Origin of the sequence: Gluconobacter sp. OJA, assembly GCF_039638325.1 — a bacterium.
In the GTDB taxonomy this organism is placed as follows: Bacteria; Pseudomonadota; Alphaproteobacteria; order Acetobacterales; family Acetobacteraceae; genus Gluconobacter; species Gluconobacter cerinus.
Genome location: NZ_JBDIWI010000001.1, coordinates 1,089,155 through 1,104,761, shown reverse-complemented (window position 1 = coordinate 1,104,761; position 15,607 = coordinate 1,089,155). Strand labels below are relative to the sequence as shown.

At 55.8% G+C, this 15,607-nt stretch carries 14 protein-coding genes and 3 tRNA genes; 10 read left to right on the top strand and 7 right to left on the bottom strand.

The window, feature by feature from the left end; all coding sequences use genetic code 11:
- Positions 1–90 precede the first annotated feature (90 nt).
- The 7 genes from lpxC (at position 91) to ABDK75_RS05190 (ending at position 8,412) form a co-directional block, all read left to right on the top strand.
- On the top strand, positions 91–1,128 hold the full coding sequence (lpxC, locus tag ABDK75_RS05220; protein WP_346005145.1) for a UDP-3-O-acyl-N-acetylglucosamine deacetylase: 1,038 nt from the start codon (positions 91–93) through the stop codon (positions 1,126–1,128).
- Positions 1,129–1,196: 68 nt separating this feature from the next.
- Positions 1,197–2,090: an outer membrane protein assembly factor BamD gene (locus ABDK75_RS05215; protein ID WP_046901363.1), complete on the top strand. Its 894-nt coding sequence runs from the start codon at positions 1,197–1,199 to the stop codon at positions 2,088–2,090.
- A gap of 45 nt (positions 2,091–2,135) precedes the next feature.
- Positions 2,136–3,854, top strand: a complete 1,719-nt coding sequence (gene recN / locus ABDK75_RS05210) for a DNA repair protein RecN (RefSeq protein WP_346005144.1) — start codon at positions 2,136–2,138, stop codon at positions 3,852–3,854.
- Positions 3,851–5,887 (top strand): NAD-dependent DNA ligase LigA, encoded by a 2,037-nt coding sequence (gene ligA, locus ABDK75_RS05205; RefSeq protein WP_099212123.1) that lies wholly within the window; start codon positions 3,851–3,853, stop codon positions 5,885–5,887. Before recN ends, ligA begins: the two co-directional genes overlap by 4 nt.
- 86 nt (positions 5,888–5,973) lie before the next feature.
- Positions 5,974–7,317 carry a hemolysin family protein gene (locus tag ABDK75_RS05200; protein WP_046902044.1) on the top strand — a complete coding sequence of 448 codons (1,344 nt, stop codon included), beginning with the start codon at positions 5,974–5,976 and terminating at the stop codon, positions 7,315–7,317.
- A gap of 95 nt (positions 7,318–7,412) precedes the next feature.
- Positions 7,413–7,973, top strand: coding sequence for an isochorismatase family protein (locus ABDK75_RS05195; RefSeq protein ID WP_346005143.1), 561 nt, complete (start codon positions 7,413–7,415; stop codon positions 7,971–7,973).
- Between the two features lie 28 nt (positions 7,974–8,001).
- Positions 8,002–8,412 carry an Ivy family c-type lysozyme inhibitor gene (locus ABDK75_RS05190; RefSeq protein ID WP_202207291.1) on the top strand — a complete coding sequence of 137 codons (411 nt, stop codon included), beginning with the start codon at positions 8,002–8,004 and terminating at the stop codon, positions 8,410–8,412.
- 44 nt (positions 8,413–8,456) lie between these two features.
- Here the strand turns inward: ABDK75_RS05190 and ABDK75_RS05185 are convergent.
- The 3 genes from ABDK75_RS05185 to gpt form a co-directional block, all read right to left on the bottom strand.
- Positions 8,457–8,533: transfer RNA gene (locus ABDK75_RS05185), tRNA-Arg, on the bottom strand.
- 20 nt (positions 8,534–8,553) lie between these two features.
- Positions 8,554–8,630 (bottom strand) — tRNA-Pro (locus tag ABDK75_RS05180).
- 50 nt (positions 8,631–8,680) lie between these two features.
- The gene (gene gpt / locus ABDK75_RS05175) at positions 8,681–9,196 is read right to left on the bottom strand and encodes a xanthine phosphoribosyltransferase (protein ID WP_086633629.1); all 516 of its coding nucleotides are present in this window, start codon (positions 9,194–9,196) and stop codon (positions 8,681–8,683) included.
- A gap of 61 nt (positions 9,197–9,257) precedes the next feature.
- Here gpt and ABDK75_RS05170 point away from each other — a divergent pair, with 61 nt between their 5' ends.
- On the top strand, positions 9,258–10,484 hold the full coding sequence (locus ABDK75_RS05170; protein WP_346005142.1) for an MFS transporter: 1,227 nt from the start codon (positions 9,258–9,260) through the stop codon (positions 10,482–10,484).
- A gap of 130 nt (positions 10,485–10,614) precedes the next feature.
- On the opposite strand, the gene ABDK75_RS05165 is transcribed toward ABDK75_RS05170, so the two are convergent.
- The 4 genes from ABDK75_RS05165 to ispH form a co-directional block, all read right to left on the bottom strand.
- Positions 10,615–10,690 (bottom strand) — tRNA-Asn (locus ABDK75_RS05165).
- Between the two features lie 51 nt (positions 10,691–10,741).
- On the bottom strand, positions 10,742–11,251 hold the full coding sequence (gene rnhA / locus ABDK75_RS05160) for a ribonuclease HI (RefSeq protein ID WP_346005141.1): 510 nt from the start codon (positions 11,249–11,251) through the stop codon (positions 10,742–10,744).
- The gene (locus ABDK75_RS05155) at positions 11,244–12,194 is read right to left on the bottom strand and encodes a homoserine kinase (protein WP_346005140.1); all 951 of its coding nucleotides are present in this window, start codon (positions 12,192–12,194) and stop codon (positions 11,244–11,246) included. Before ABDK75_RS05155 ends, rnhA begins: the two co-directional genes overlap by 8 nt.
- 6 nt (positions 12,195–12,200) lie before the next feature.
- Entirely contained in the window at positions 12,201–13,202 is a 1,002-nt protein-coding gene (gene ispH / locus ABDK75_RS05150) for a 4-hydroxy-3-methylbut-2-enyl diphosphate reductase (protein ID WP_046901354.1), read from the bottom strand.
- A gap of 101 nt (positions 13,203–13,303) precedes the next feature.
- Here ispH and ABDK75_RS05145 point away from each other — a divergent pair, with 101 nt between their 5' ends.
- Both ABDK75_RS05145 and ABDK75_RS05140 read left to right on the top strand, forming a co-directional pair.
- Positions 13,304–13,894, top strand: coding sequence for a hypothetical protein (locus ABDK75_RS05145; protein WP_211500626.1), 591 nt, complete (start codon positions 13,304–13,306; stop codon positions 13,892–13,894).
- A complete protein-coding gene (locus ABDK75_RS05140) occupies positions 13,878–15,578 on the top strand; it encodes an alginate export family protein (RefSeq protein WP_346005139.1) in 1,701 nt (566 codons plus the stop codon). Before ABDK75_RS05145 ends, ABDK75_RS05140 begins: the two co-directional genes overlap by 17 nt.
- Positions 15,579–15,607: the final 29 nt, after the last annotated feature.

Here is a 15,607-nt window from a genome sequence, read left to right as displayed (position 1 = left end):
CAGTCAGGTAATATCCGGCAACAATCATTGAATGGCACTCCGGCGATGACTGGGTTTTATTATAAGCCAGTCTAAATCGTCGGGGGATTCATGCAGGTTACGCCAGCGCATCATGGAAAGTCGGTTCCAGCAGATCGAAAGGTCCGCCCGCTACTTTCCAGCGCGTCTGACAGCACGCAGACGCCTCTTTTCTCTGAGCGTCCCGATTTGAAGAACCTGCAAACAACCCTTCATTCTGCTATATCCTGCCAAGGCATCGCCCTTCACAGTGGCCTTGATGTCGATCTGGAAATTTCACCAGCCGAAGCGGATACTGGCATTCGCTTTCAGCGGAGCGATTACCCCGGCTCTCCTTCGTTTCCCGCTCTCTATGACCGGATTATCGACACCAAACTTTCGACTGTTGTCGCGTGCAAAGACGATCCTTCTTTACGTGTAGCGACCATTGAGCATTTGATGGCGGCGCTTAACGCCTTGGAAATCGATAATGCGCTTATTTCAGTCAGCGGGCCGGAACTGCCTGTGCTGGACGGGTCGGCAGATGCCTTTGCCTTCCTCCTAAGATGCGCTGGCAAGAAAACGCTGAATACGCCACGAAAAATTATTGAAATTCTTCGAAACGTGAGAGTTGAGGGCGACAACGGTGCTTTTGCCGAGCTACGCCCGGCTCAACGCGGTCTTTCTCTTGCAATTTCGTTAAATTTTGATGCTGAAGCCATTGGATGTCAGCGCTATGCCATGCAGCTCGACCCGGCGCGTTTTCTGGAAGAAGTGTCTTTCTGCCGTACTTTTGTGAACCGCAAAGACATTGAGTATCTTCAAAGTATCGGCCTCGCCCGTGGCGGGTCTCTCGACAATGCTGTTGTAGTGGACGGCAAGACCATCCTTAATCCAGCGGGCTTGAAAATCGAGCGGGAATTTGCCCGGCATAAGCTTCTGGATGCTATCGGTGATCTCTATTGCTGCGGGCATCGCCTGAAAGCGGGATTTATCGGCCATAAGTCTGGTCACAAGATCAATAACGAGCTTCTGCGCAGCGTTTTCTCAGATCAGAAAAACTGGCGTTTTGAAGCAGAGACCCCTACCGTTTCGGCACGCGGCCATCGTCGCACACGCGTCGCAGCCTAAGGTTAAATGGCGGGTCTTTCGTCCCCGCATTCCCGTGATATAAGACGGGCTTCACGGGAAGAGCAGGTATGGCAAGCAGCACTCAGCATCATTTCGAAGTGTCCTGGAACGGACGGGGTCTTGTTCTGAAGGCTGCGGCCGTAAGCGGTTTGCTGCTTCTGTCAGGCTGTTCATTGCTTTCTCACAAGCATGAGAAGCCGGTCATTCCAAAGGCTGCTGACGCAGAGACGCTGTATAATTACGGTATCGATGCCCTTCATTCCGGCCGATATGAACTGGCGGGCGGCGAATTCGAGCTGCTTCAGCAGAACTATCCCTATTCCGGTTTCACCGGAAATGCCGAGCTGATGGAAGGCTATGCCTACTACCTGCAAGGTGAGTATGCGCTTTCGGTTCAGCAGCTTGAGCGTTATCTCCAGCTACACCCGACCAGCCCTGATGCGGCCTATGCCTTCTACCTGCGCGCACTTTGCTATTATGAGCAGATCGCTGACGTGCAGCGTGACCAGCAGGGAACGGTTGAAGCCCTTGATGCGCTGGAAGAGGTTATTACCCGCTTCCCACAGACAGCGTACGCACGTGATGCCCAGCTGAAGATCGATCTTTGCCGTGATCATCTTGCAGGCAAAGAAATGCTGGTTGGCCGCTGGTATCAGCAGCAGCGCAACTATGAAGCCGCGATGACGCGTTATCAGCGTGTCGTGCAGGACTTCCAGACCACGAATCACGTGGCTGAAGCGCTGGAGCGTCTTGTCGAAGTCTATTTGGCTCTCGGTCTTAAGGATCAAGCCAGACAGACGGCATCCGTACTGGGCTACAACTATCCGGACAGTCAGTGGTACCGCTATGCCTATGCAAATCTGCGGGATAACAAGCTGCTGTCCAGTGAGTTCAAGCAGCCCACCAAGACGTCCAGCAAGCCGCGTGGATTCTTTTCCCGCGCCTGGCATAGCGTATTCTGATGTGAGGCGTTTGAAACACGCCTCACTACACACAACATTCCCGTCATGCTGACCCATCTCTCGATCCGTGACGTCGTTCTGATCGAAAAGCTCGATCTGACCCTGGCCGCTGGTCTCACCGTTCTTACGGGCGAGACCGGTGCTGGTAAATCCATTCTGCTCGATAGCCTCGGCCTTGCCCTCGGCGACCGGGCCAATGCTGGACTGATCCGCTCCGGGGCAGCGCAAGCCAGTGTGGCTGCCATCTTTGAAGTTCCGTCCGGGCATCCTGTTTTCACCCTCCTGAGTGAACAGGGAATCGCACTGGAGGAAGCTTCGGAGCCTCTGGTGCTGCGCCGCATCGTCACGCCTGATGGACGCTCGCGCGCTTATGTCTCGGATCAGCCTGTCGGAATTAGCCTGCTGCGGCGTATCGCGTCTCAACTCGTGGAAATCCAGGGCCAGCACGAGCAGATGGGCCTCGCCGATCAGAGCACTCACCTGAATTTGCTGGATGCATTCGGCGTCAAACGGAACCTTCTGGCGCGAACTGCCGCAACATTTCATCAATGGGCCAATGCTCGTACAGCCCTCGCAAAAGCACGTTCCGAAATGGATGCTGCTGCGCGCGAGGAAGAGTGGCTGCGTGCAACTGTTGATGACCTCTCGACTTTGGCTCCTCAGGAAGGCGAAGAAGAGTCGCTTGCCGCGCTCCGTGTCAGTCTTCAGCAAGATGAACGTCGCGGAGAGGCTGTTGCCGCAGCCCTTTCTGAACTGACGCCGCGTGACCGACGCTCATCAAACCCTTCCGCAGCTTTACGGTCTGCCAGCAGGGCATTGGTCCGGCTACTGCCGTCTTCTGCAGAAACTGAAGGCAGCACCTCCACTCATCAGGCACAGGCTCAGGAAGCTTTGGATGCGCTGGAAAAAGCTGAGGAAGCGTTAGCAGAAGCAGAAATGCTGCTAACGCGTCTTGCTGCCGATACAGAGAGTGATCCACGGCTGCTGGAAGAGACAGAAGAGCGTCTTTTCTCCCTGCGGGCCGAAGCCAGAAAACATAACGTCTCGGTCGCCGAACTTCCGTCCTTTCTCGCGTCCCTGAAAAGCCGTCTGGCTGCGCTCGATTCGGGTAACGCCGAACTGTCACGGCTTGAAATCGCTCTGACAGAAGCGCGGCTGGCCTATGAAGAAGCCGCGAAAGCTCTGTCCAAGGCGCGCGAACACTCTGCTCAGAAACTTGAGCAGGCCGTCAGCCGTGAGTTGAAGCCGGTCAAACTTGAACGTGCCCGTTTCATTGTCTCGCTGCTCCCGCTCGCACCCGAACAATGGAGCAGCCGCGGCATGGAGCAATCCTCTTTTCTTATCGCGGCAAACCCCGGTCAGGCGCCCGGTCCTTTGGCCAAAGTGGCCTCTGGCGGTGAGCTATCGCGTCTGATGCTGGCGCTGAAGGTTGTGCTGGCCCAGCGCTCTGATGTTGGAACACTGGTTTTTGACGAGGTGGATTCTGGCGTTGGCGGCGCAACAGCGTCGTCAATCGGCGACCGGCTTCACAAGGTCGCACAGGACGTGCAGGTCCTCGTCGTAACGCACAGCCCGCAGGTTGCCGCCCGAGGTGACCATCACCTGCGCATTGCCAAGCGCATCCGCAACGAGCGCACTGAAACACTTGCAGAGCCTCTTTCCCGTGAAGCCCGCCGCGAAGAAATTGCCCGGATGCTTGCGGGTGACGTCATTACTGATGCGGCACGCGGCGCCGCAGATAGCCTTCTGGAACAGACCGCATGAATTCTGCCGATCGTCACGCCGAACTTGAGACCCTGCTCGCCCGATGGGACGAGGCCTATCACGGCAAGGACGACCCGGAGGTTTCTGACGCAGAATATGACGCTGCCCGGCGTGAGCTTCTGGAACTGGAAGACGCCAACCCTGAGCTTCGCCGTGAGGGAGGAGCGAGCGATCGCGTAGGCGCTCTACCCGATTCGGCTTTTGGAAAGCACCGTCATCTTGTTCCGATGCTGTCTCTGGATAACGTTTTTGGGTCGGACGGATTTGAAGGATTTGTTTCCCGAGCCGGTCGCTTTCTGGGACTGGATGACGACGGAATTCAAGCGCTTCAATTTGTCGCCGAGCCCAAAATTGACGGCCTCTCTATCAACCTGACGTATGAAAATCGAAAATTCGTCCGGGGCGTCACGCGCGGAAACGGTATTGAGGGTGAAGACGTCACGGCCAATCTGCTGACGCTCAAAGATATTCCGCACACTCTCCCTGATGATGCACCAGATGTCATAGAAATCCGTGGTGAAGTTTTCCTTTCAAAGAAGAACTTCCTGACCCTGAATGAGCAACAGGCAGAGCGCGGGATCAAACCGTTCGCCAATCCGCGAAATGCCGCAGCAGGATCTCTTCGGCAGTTAGACCCGGAAATCACACGCAGCCGACCCTTGTCCCTGTTCGCCTACGCTCAGGGTTACGCATCGTCCTCTATAAGCGAAACACATTCAGGATATCTTGAAGCTCTGACACGCTGGGGCTTCACGGTTAATCCCCTGTCCGAACTAATCGAACATGCCCGGGATATCCCCGCGTATGTGGACAGGCTCGCTCGTGATCGCTCCGGCCTCGATTATGATATCGATGGCATTGTTTTCAAACTGAACGATATAGCCCTCCAGAACCGACTGGGGTTTGCGGGCCGCGCGCCGCGCTGGGCCATCGCCTGGAAGTTCCCGGCTGAACAGGCCATCACCCGGCTGCTGCGGATTGAAATTCAGGTCGGACGAACTGGCGCCTTGACCCCTGTCGCTCATCTGGAGCCCGTCAATGTTGGTGGCGTGATTGTTGCGCGCGCAACCCTGCACAACGAAGACGAAATCGCCCGTAAGGACGTTCGTGATGGCGATCTGATTCGCCTTCAACGTGCCGGAGACGTTATTCCACAAATTTTGGGCGTTGTGGAAAGCGATGAGCCACGCAGCCCGCGATATGTCTTCCCTGATCACTGCCCGGTCTGCGGATCACTGGCTGAGCGCGTTCATGGAGAAGCGGTGCGCCGCTGTACCGGCGGACTGACCTGTGAGGCACAGGTCGTGGAACGCCTCATTCACATGGTGTCACGGGGCGCGTTCGACATTGATGGCCTCGGAGACCGCAGCATCCGAGAATTTCATGCTGCCGGCTACGTCCTGCGCCCAGGAGATATTTTTCGCCTGGGCGCACATAAGGATGAACTTCAGAAACGGGACGGCTGGGGAGAGCTCTCGGTCAGGAATCTTCTCCAGGCGATTGATGAGCGACGGACCATATCTCTGGCCAGGCTCATTTTCGGTCTTGGAATTCGCCGGATCGGGGAGCGTAACGCCCAGCTTCTTGCGCGGCATTACGGCACCTTCGAAGCCTGGCGCGACGCAATGGTAGCCGCGAACGCGGGCAGTGAAGAGCGGGAAGCGTTAGATTCCATCATGGGCGTCGGTGGTGCGATTGCAGACGAACTGGTCGCATTCTTTTCAGAAGCCCACAACGTCGAAACTCTTGATGATCTTCGGCAGCAACTTCACACAATTGAAGCAGAAGAAGCACCGTCCGAAGGCCACCTCTCGGGCAAAACCATCGTCTTCACTGGCACCCTGACCACAATGACCCGCCCTGAAGCAAAAGCGATCGCGGAGCGTCTTGGGGCACAGGTAACCGATAGTGTTTCCAAAAAGACGTCTCTGGTTGTGCTGGGAGAAAAAGCCGGATCAAAAGCAAAGAAGGCTGCTGATCTGGGACTTGAAACTGTTGATGAAGCCGGTTGGAGAACATTGACAGGGATTTGACAGTTTTAAGACATTGAGGACCTGCATGGCTGCCACCCGAAGATAATTGGCGTGTTCTGGTATCTTCGGAGTATGATGCCGCCTGCATGCAAGTTTCTTCTTACACCCAGCACATGATTGTTCTTCTCCTGCTGGGCCTTCTCGCGACCGTCGTCCTGATCGCGGTCTCTATCCTGATCTCTCTTTCAGAGATTTCCTTCGCCGCAGCTCGTGACGTCCGGCTTCGCTCGAAAGCAGAAGCCGGCGATCCACGAGCCGTTGCCTTTCTGAAGCTCCGTCGCAACAGCGGGCAGGTCATTACTGTCCTGCAGATCTGCCTGAATGCCGTTGGCGTTCTTGGCGGTATCATCAGCGAATCGATGTTGAGCGAGCCTATCGCAGACGGCTTTCAGCTCATGGGCTTTTCGCCGTCTCTTTCGGCAAAGGGCGGCTCGGCTTGCTCCTTCATTCTTATTACGGGACTTTTCGTCCTGTTCGCGGATCTGCTTCCCAAGCGGATTGCAATGAATGCACCGGATCGGATCGCTCTTAAGGTTGGGTGGTTCCCTGCCTTGGCCCTGAAGGTTCTGTATCCTGCGGTGTGGGTCTTTTCGCGCGTATCGGATGTGCTTCTGCGCGTGATGAAAATCCCAGCTGCGGCCACTGTTGAGCCTGTAACGCCTGAAGACCTACGCGCTATTCTCGCCGCAGGCACAGCCTCTGGTATCCTGCTGGAGCAGGAGCATCAGATGATTCAGAATGTTCTGGGCCTTCAGGATCGCTCCGTAACGTCCGCCATGACCCCGCGTGATGAGATCGTCTTTCTGGACGTTCAAGAGACACCGGAGAGCCAGCGGGATAAGGTTCGCGTGCGTCCCTACTCCCGCTATCCCCTTTGCGATGGCGGTCTGGATCGCGTGATCGGGTCTATTCGCGCAGAAGATGTTCTGGTTGCGGTTGTGGATGAGCCGCAATCCAAGGAGAGCCTGACGCCCGTCGCCAGCCAGATCTTCAAGATGCGCCGTGATGTCTTGTCCCTGCCCGACACGCTGAACCTGTGGGAAACTCTCGCGCAGTTTGATGCTCATTCCGCAGGCTTTGCACTGATCGTGAATGAATATGGCCTAGTCGTGGGCCTTATCACCTACAAGGACATCATGGGCGCTCTGATGGATGGTCTCGTCAGCCCATTTGAGGAGCAGGCCATTGTCCGCCGCGATGCCAACTCCTGGCTCATCGATGGGGCAGCACCAATCGGTGACGTTATTCGCGAACTGGATATTCCGATTTTCGACGATGCCCAGAATTTCGATACCGTTGGTGGCTTCGTCATGAATCGGCTGCGTCGCATGGCCCGAAAGGCCGATAGCGTCGAATCTTCAGGCTTCCGATTCGAAGTTGTGGATGTTGAGGGCTTCCGGATTAACCAGCTTCTGGTGACACGCCTCTAACGGGAAACCTTTCTTCCAGGCATGGAGGCTGATTAAGATCGCACAATGCGTTCTGCAGGACATGGTTCCTGCCTCAGCCTTGGAAGATTGCTCCTTTGCCTGATTTTCAGCACTCAGCTCTGATTATCGTCGACGTCCAGAATGATTTTTTGCCTCATGGAGCCTTGGCTGTTCCTAAAGGCGATGAAATCATTGCTCAGGTTAATACCCGATCCCATCTCGGCTTTGGGGCGGTGATTGCCACTCAGGACTGGCATCCCGCAGATCACTGCTCTTTCACGCAACAAGGCGGACCTTGGCCCGCACATTGTGTTGCAGCGTCGTCAGGTGCTGATTTTCCAAAATCTCTCGACCTTAGCCCGATCAGCCATATCATTCACAAAGGAATGGCCCAGAATCGGGATAGCTACTCAGCGTTCTTCGACAATGACCATGTCACCTCTACCGGCCTGAATAAGCTCCTCAGCGGCCTTTCCATCAACCATGTTGTGATCTGTGGTCTGGCGCTTGATTTCTGTGTCGCGGCAACTGCTGAGGACGCCATGCGCTGTGGCTTCAGGACAGACATCGCGCTTGAGGCCTGCCGTGGCATCAACGCGGACCAAAGCGCCCTCCTCCAGACACTGAGGAGCAACGGAATCACTTTGTCTGACTGAACGAGCTCGGCTGGAGAGGACACTACATATGAAACTGAAATTATTCGCTGCGATGTTACCCCTTATCGCACTCTCCACCTCACTTGCGTCTGCAGAAGTTCCAACGACACAGGAGCTCCTGAGCCGTTCGGGCTTCAAGGAGGCCTATAAAAGCATGATTACATTGCCGGCTTGGGTCGTATCAGGACAGGGCACATCAACGCCTGTGGAATATTTTTCCCAAGATGGAAAACGCTATGCACTGGGTCACATGTGCAAACCCCACGACTGTGCGGCGCAGCAGCTCGAAATCGTCATGGCAAACGACCATTCAGGTGCATGGGGGCTTTTGTCGATCAAGGCTAACAGCGCCTTGAAGCAGACACTTCTCGGATCACCAGAACCAGCAATGGAAAAGGTTCTTCGAGATGCCTATAGCAAAAATAATCCTGCCAACTAATTTTTTGAAAATTGCTAGGCGCGCGGCGCTGCTGTTAAGCAGGCTGGCGCGCCCTGCTGGATTCGAACCAGCGACCCACAGCTTAGAAGGCTGTTGCTCTATCCAACTGAGCTAAGGGCGCAGTAAAGAAACCTCAAAGACTGGTCGGGGCGCCCGGACTCGAACCGGGGGCCTCCTGTACCCAAAACAGGCGCGCTACCAGGCTGCGCCACGCCCCGAACCGAGGCGGAACTTAGGTGGTATAAGTTCCGGACGCAATAGGGTTTTTTCAATCTTTTTCATTTCTTACGAGCGGAGGCACAAAAAGTGGTGCCGTATCCCACGGAAACAGCACCCAAGTGTCCTGAGCGACTTCCGTGACATAGTGATCGGTCAGCGGTTTTCCGTCCGGTTTGGCATATAGGCAGGCAAAAACAGCCTTGGGCAGCATTTCACGCACGAACTGAGCCGTAATGCCGGAATCAACCAGATCATCGACGATCAGGAAGCCTTCACCGTCACCTGCGGCGGTTGGTGCTTTCACAACCTTCGGCTGGTGCTGCGTGCCTTCTTCACCAGCGTAGCTGATGACAGAAACGCTTTCGATCAGGCGGCAGCCCATTTCACGACCGAGAATAGCTGCGGGGATCAGGCCACCACGCGTAATCGCCACGATACCGCGGAACGGACCGTGCTTTTCCATGAGCGTCGCAGCAAGAGTACGGGCGTCACGATGGAGTTGGTCCCAGGTGACGGTTGCGTACGTTACGGGTTTGGGTGTGGATGTAGCATTCATGTCTCTCATCTGCCTTCCGGCTCGGAATTTTGCAATAAACTTGCACGCCGGAAGTGACTAATGTGCCTGAATGATTGAACCAGCATTACGGGCCCTGCCCGGCCTCGGCCCACTGATTATCAGCCGAATCTGTTCCCAGCTTTCTGCGACGACGCTGACAATTGCCATCGGCTGGCAGATGTACGCCCTGACCCATAGCGTTTCGTCGCTGGGCTATCTGGGCCTTGCACAGTTTCTACCGATGGTTCCTCTGACATTCATCTCCGGACACGTCGCGGACCGTTTTAATCGTCGCAGCGTGGTGCTGATCTGCCAGATTCTGGAGGTGCTCAGCACGGGCGCCCTTGCAGCCATAGCGGCCATGCATTGCCTGACCCCGGCCTATGTGTACGCTTTTGCAGCGTTCTACGGCACGCTGCGCAGCTTCGAGATGCCGTGCCAGCAGGCGTTTCTTCCAGCGATTGTCCCCCCTCAGCTTCTGCCCAGAGCGCAGGCCCTGATGTCTTCGCTGTTCATGACGGCATCCATTGTGGGACCCAGCCTGGGCGGCCTTCTCTACGGGCTCGGATCAGTCATCTGCTACAGCCTTGCAACGCTTGGATTCGCATTGGCGTTTCTAGGAACGCTGGCTCTGAAATTGCGCCATAAGGTCGCATCAAAAGACCCTGTGACGTTCGCCTCTGTATTTGCGGGTCTTGGTTTTCTGAACAGACGTCGCGACCTTCTTGGTGCGATTTCACTGGATCTGTTTGCGGTTCTTCTGGGCGGCGCCACTGCCATGCTCCCCGTCTATGCGGATAGCGTTCTCCATGTGGGACCAATAGGGCTAGGCTTTCTGCGCGCAGCCCCCGCCCTCGGAGCGCTCTTTACATCAGCCTGGCTGTCTCGCCATCCACTTGGGGGCCGCGCTGGAATTACGATGTTTGTTTCCGTGATTGTTTTTGGAATCGCGACCATCGTATTCGGCGCTTCGCACATCACATGGATTTCAGTCGTCGCCCTGATGGTTCTAGGAGCAGCAGACGTCATCAGTGTTGTCGTCCGGTCGTCACTCATTCAGCTGGCTACACCAGACGCCATGCGCGGAAGGGTCTCTGCTGTAAATTCGCTATTCATCGGCTCCAGCAACCAGCTGGGCGAATTTGAGAGCGGAATGCTGGGAACAGCCATCGGGCCAGAAGCAGCTGTTATCGCAGGCGGTGTAGGAACAATTCTTGTCGCGGCAACCTGGATTCGTCTCTTTCCCAGCCTGTGGGCGCTGGATCGCCTGGAAGACGTCAGGCCAGAAGAACTCTGAGCAAATCCCAAGAACTCATCACCGGAACGGTATCAAGCGTCCGGTGATGGTCAATCAGTACAGTAGATATGAAAAAAGCCCCGTAAGGGGCTTTTCACTGTACCGAACCAATTCTTTCAAAAAGAAAGAGTGGCTCCCGAAGTAGGACTCGAACCTACGACCCAGCGATTAACAGTCGCTTGCTCTACCAACTGAGCTATTCGGGACCGGTGAGGAGGTATTTAGTCCAACCGCCGGGGTCGGTAAAGCCCCTTTTTTCATATTTCTGCATTTTTCTGAACTTTCTTCAGTAACCCGCAGAAAACATGACTTTTCCAGAGCTCTTCCCGTCCCCGGGTTGCCAATACATCCACACGTTCATTGTTCACATCACCAGAATGTCCCCTCACCCAGAGCCATTCGATTTCATGAGGTTTGGCCGCATCGAGAATGCGCTGCCACAGATCCATGTTGGCAACGGGATCACCAGCTGAATTACGCCAGTTCCGCCGTACCCAGCCACTGTGCCACCGCGTGATACCGTTCCGAAGGTATTCACTGTCTGTATGCAACGTGACCCGACACGGCCGCTTCAGAGCTTCCAGAGCCTCAGCCGCAGCCGTCAGTTCCATGCGGTTATTGGTCGTCTCCGGATGGCCGCCCCATAGCTCCTTCTCCTTGCCCTTAAAGCAAAGCAGTGCTCCCCAACCCCCTGGGCCGGGATTGGGTTTGCATCCACCATCCGTCCAGATCTCCACCGGCAGCTGATCCGCGCTCGCATCAGACATGCGCGACACCCGAAAAAAGTCGGAGACGACCCAGATAGGCCAGTGGATCCTTGCGGGTCACCAGTGCGTCAGACGGGGTATTGATCCAGTCGTAGAGGCGCGTCAGCAGAAACCGGATTGAAGCCCCCTGACACAGAACTGGCAAAGCTTCCTTTTCAGCCACCTCTAAATTGCGGACGTTTTCGTAACCTTCGATCATGGCGTTAGCGAAAGCAGGTTCGAAAACCTTCTCATCGCGAAAACACCAGGCGTTCAGACAGATCGCCAGATCGTAAGCAAACAGGTCCGTGCAAGCGAAATAGAAATCGATCAGCCCAGAGACCTGGTCGCCCTGAAAGAAGACATTATCGGGAAAGAGGTCTGCATGGATCTGCCCACGAGGCAAACTGCCCGCAGCAGGCCAAGACTTTTCAATCCGTGACAGTGCATCGGACAGTTCCTGCGTGAGGCCCGGCAGCAGGTCATCCCCACTGCCCTGACAGCTCTCAAGGAGTGGGCGCCAGGCTTCCACAGACAGCCCATTAGGGCGTTCCGCTGTATAGTCCTGCCCCAGCTTATGGAATGTCGCAAGAACCTGTCCCAGTGCATGACAGGCAGATGCCGTAATCTGAGGGACAGCTTGCCCCGGAAGGAACGTGGTGATCGCCGCAGGCCGATCTGCCAATACCCTGAGAGCGATCCCGTCTTTTGCCTGTACGGGCTGCGGGCAGTTCATGCCCTTCCCTGACAGATGCTGCATCAGCCCCAGAAACCATGGAAGGTCAGACGCTTTGACCCGCCGCTCAAAGAGCGTGAGGATGAACTTCCCTTCTGTGGTCTGGAGGAGGAAGTTGCTGTTTTCGACGCCTTCGGCAATGCCCTGGAAAGAAACCAGGGCACCGATGTCATATGTGCCAAGAAACGCTTCAAGCGCCTCGGCCGCCAGTTCAGTATAGACGGCCATGAAGACTCAGTTGTCCTCACCAGCAAGCGGACCTGGAAGACGGAAATTGATGTTTTCCTCCTTCATGATGCGCTCTTCGATCTTCAGCGTGTACTTCGCAGCAAGCGCCGTCACCATTTCCTGCACGAGGCTTTCCGGAGCGGACGCACCTGCACTGATGCCAAGCGTTTCAACGCCTTCCAGCACAGACCAGTCCAGATTTTCCAGCTTCGGCACCAGAAGTGCGCGGCGGGCACCAGAACGCTCTGCCACTTCCCGCAGGCGCTGCGAGTTGGAAGAGTTTGGCGAACCGATCACGATCACCAGATCACTTTCCGGCGCAATGGCCTTCACAGCTTCCTGACGATTGGTCGTCGCGTAGCAGATGTCTTCGCGCTTCGGGCCTTCAATAAGCGGGAAGCGAGTCCGCAGAATATCAACGATCTCAGCCGTATCATCCACGGACAGCGTCGTCTGCGTGATGAAGGCCAGCTTCGCCGGATCCTTTGGCTGGATCGTACGGGCTTCTTCAGCATCGTTGATGAGCGTGACAGCGCCCGGCGGAAGCTGGCCCATTGTGCCCACTACTTCCGGATGGCCGGCATGACCGATCATCAGAATATGGAGCTGCTCTGGACCGCCGCCTGCAAAGTGACGTTCTGCTTCGCGGTGCACCTTGGAAACCAGCGGGCACGTTGCATCTAGGTAAAGCAGATTGCGGCGCTGCGCTTCGGCTGGAACTGACTTCGGCACGCCATGCGCTGAGAAAACGACATGCCCGTCGGGCGGCACTTCGTCGAGTTCCTCAACGAAAATGGCGCCCTTGGCCTCCAGTCCTTCAACCACAGTACGGTTATGGACGATTTCGTGACGCACATAGACGGGCGCGCCATAACGACGCAGCGCTTCTTCAACGACACGGATGGCACGATCCACACCGGCGCAGAAGCCGCGAGGCCCGGCCAGCAGGACGCGGAGCGTCTTCTGGTGTGCAGCACCTTCAGGTGCAAGAGTTGTCTGATCTGACATGGTGTTCCCCAAGCGGGCGGAGTTCGATATGTAGGACCAGTATCGACCGGATTGACGCATGTCGCAACGTCCGGGCCGCTTTGTGGGAGTTTCTACAGCAGATGCCAGCCTTTCGGCGCCTTGCCACGTCCCTGTTTGTCCCGGCTTTTGCCGTCGTCGCGATTTCAACACTCGCGGGATGTGACGAATCCAATCCGGGCTTCTTTGCCCCCACATGCCCGGTCACGGATATTCCCAGCGCCGCAGCAGACCGGTTTGTCTATGACGGAAAAGATCCGGACATCGGGAATCTGGTCAGCCACGCACAGCTCACCGCCATTTCAGGGGACTGCGAACGTGGCCCCAAAGGCCCCAAAGACCAGCAGATGATTCGTACCCGCGTCAGTCTGGCAATGAACCTGACGCGAGGACCTGCCTCCAAGACCGGCACCATCGACGTCCCCTATTTTATCGTCATCATGCGTGACGGAAAAATCGTGGATAAGAAAGTCTTCACGGACACATTCAGGCTGGAACCGAATGTCAGCAACCAGTCTGTTCGTACGGATCTGCGCCTTGTTGATCTTCCTGCATCCAAAAATATCCAGGAAAATCCTTACACGCTCGAAATCGGCTATCAGCTGACCAAGGATGAGCTGACTTACAATCAGCAGCACCTCCCCGTCGTAAAGTTCCGTGGCCGGACGCAGTAAAGGCCTTTTTCCTTCTCTTTCACCTGACGTCAAAATCCGGATTACGCTGAAAACGACCCTGGCTTGCCTGGCAGGCTTTGGGTCTTCAGCCTTTTCTGCGACTCCTGACGTTTCGGCATCGAAAGAAGAAAGGATCAAGGTCCATCACGCAGAACGTCCGGAAATCCAGAACTTTCCCCATGCAGGGTTCCTGGAACAACCACGCCGCCTGACGCCGAGCCAGAATGTGGCGCCGATCGGACGCCAGCCCCGATGGGGTGGATTCAATCGCGGCAACGGCGAAGGTGCGGGCTTTGGGCCTGTCGGACGCTATGGTGTCGCGCCATGGGCCGAAGACTGGTCATATCTGCGTGACAAGCACCATCAGAGCGACATTTTCGATCCCTTGAAGTTTATTGCTCTGAACAGTGAACGCACAATCTGGCTGTCCCTCTCCGAACGCACCCGCCTCCGCAACTGGTACAATGACTATCCGATGCTGGGGACGAATACCCACTCCGGTTCAGGCCGCTTTGTCACGCGTAACATGCTGGGAGCCGACCTTCATATCGGAGAACACTGGCGTATCTTCGCGCAGCTCGTAAACGGTACGGCCGCAGGCTGGAACGGATATGGCTATGGTGGCACTTACCGTAAGCGTCTGGACCTGCATCAGGCCTTTATCGAATACAAACGCACGATTGGCACGGCAAAGACGGGCCTGATGTTTGGAAGGCAGCAGTTTCTCGATGCGCCATCCTATGTCCTGTATGACCGGGAACCCCCGAATATCCAGATTACCTGGAACGGACCGCGCGCTTACGCAATTTTTCCACATGTCCGGTTCGATCTCTATGACTTCGTTGCGACAGACATCACCCCAACGGCCATGTTCCACGACACGCAGGATTGGAACACGCGCCTCTATGGCTTCAACACAACCTTTGACGTCCCCGCGTTCCATCTGGGCCAACAGCGTGTTCAGTCCTATCTCGATCTATTCTGGATTGGCTTTCATCTTGGTGGAAAAACAGGCTCTGTCCCGCTGGTCAGTGCGAGCAAAATCAGCTCCGTAACGGGCGCGACAAATCGTAACAATTTCGGTTTTCGGTGGTACGCCACAGCCCAGCAACTGGAATACGCCATTGGCGTCTTGTGGCAGCAAGGCAATTTCACACAATACGGAACCACTGCCCGGCGCCAGGTCTCTGCTTATTCCGTAAATACGACATTGGGATACAGACGTTCCAATCTGCCTCTCAAACCCTTCTTCGGAATTCAGACGGACGTCTATTCCGGCGGCAATGAAAACCGACGTACCGGAACAGTCGGGACTTACAGTGCGCCTTTTGCCCCGCAGAATCCGTATCTGGACTACACGGGCTACATTGGCGCAGCGAACCTGATCAATCTGTCCCCCATCGTCGTAGGGTCCTACGGTAAGGTGTCTTTGCGGATCAAAGTCCCGATTCTATGGAGGGAGACCACAGCGTCTTCCGTCTATTCAATCAGTTCGGCTTATAATTTCCCCAGGTTTCGCAGCCACTTCATAGGCGTAGCCCCTAATGGTCTGCTGACATGGGCCGTATCTCGACACTGGAACTGGACACATGTCGTCGCGTGGTTTGCGGCATCGCATGATCTGAAAAATGCCGGGGCAAAAAGCGGGCTCTATTATCAGTCCAGCCTGTCATTTGCTTTTTGATGAATGGTTGCGGTGCGGGCCTCCGCAGC

Excerpts from the sequence above, each read along its gene's own strand:
- rnhA (WP_346005141.1), bottom strand. The coding sequence starts at position 11,251 with ATGTCTGATGCGAGCGCGGATCAGCTGCCGGTGGAGATCTGGACGGAT.
- ligA (WP_099212123.1), top strand. The coding sequence starts at position 3,851 with ATGAATTCTGCCGATCGTCACGCCGAACTTGAGACCCTGCTCGCCCGA.
- ABDK75_RS05190 (WP_202207291.1), top strand. The coding sequence starts at position 8,002 with ATGAAACTGAAATTATTCGCTGCGATGTTACCCCTTATCGCACTCTCC.
- ABDK75_RS05145 (WP_211500626.1), top strand. The coding sequence starts at position 13,304 with ATGCCAGCCTTTCGGCGCCTTGCCACGTCCCTGTTTGTCCCGGCTTTT.
- ABDK75_RS05215 (WP_046901363.1), top strand. The coding sequence starts at position 1,197 with ATGGCAAGCAGCACTCAGCATCATTTCGAAGTGTCCTGGAACGGACGG.
- recN (WP_346005144.1), top strand. The coding sequence starts at position 2,136 with ATGCTGACCCATCTCTCGATCCGTGACGTCGTTCTGATCGAAAAGCTC.
- ABDK75_RS05200 (WP_046902044.1), top strand. The coding sequence starts at position 5,974 with ATGCAAGTTTCTTCTTACACCCAGCACATGATTGTTCTTCTCCTGCTG.
- ABDK75_RS05170 (WP_346005142.1), top strand. The coding sequence starts at position 9,258 with ATGATTGAACCAGCATTACGGGCCCTGCCCGGCCTCGGCCCACTGATT.
- ispH (WP_046901354.1), bottom strand. The coding sequence starts at position 13,202 with ATGTCAGATCAGACAACTCTTGCACCTGAAGGTGCTGCACACCAGAAG.
- gpt (WP_086633629.1), bottom strand. The coding sequence starts at position 9,196 with ATGAGAGACATGAATGCTACATCCACACCCAAACCCGTAACGTACGCA.
- lpxC (WP_346005145.1), top strand. The coding sequence starts at position 91 with ATGCAGGTTACGCCAGCGCATCATGGAAAGTCGGTTCCAGCAGATCGA.
- ABDK75_RS05155 (WP_346005140.1), bottom strand. The coding sequence starts at position 12,194 with ATGGCCGTCTATACTGAACTGGCGGCCGAGGCGCTTGAAGCGTTTCTT.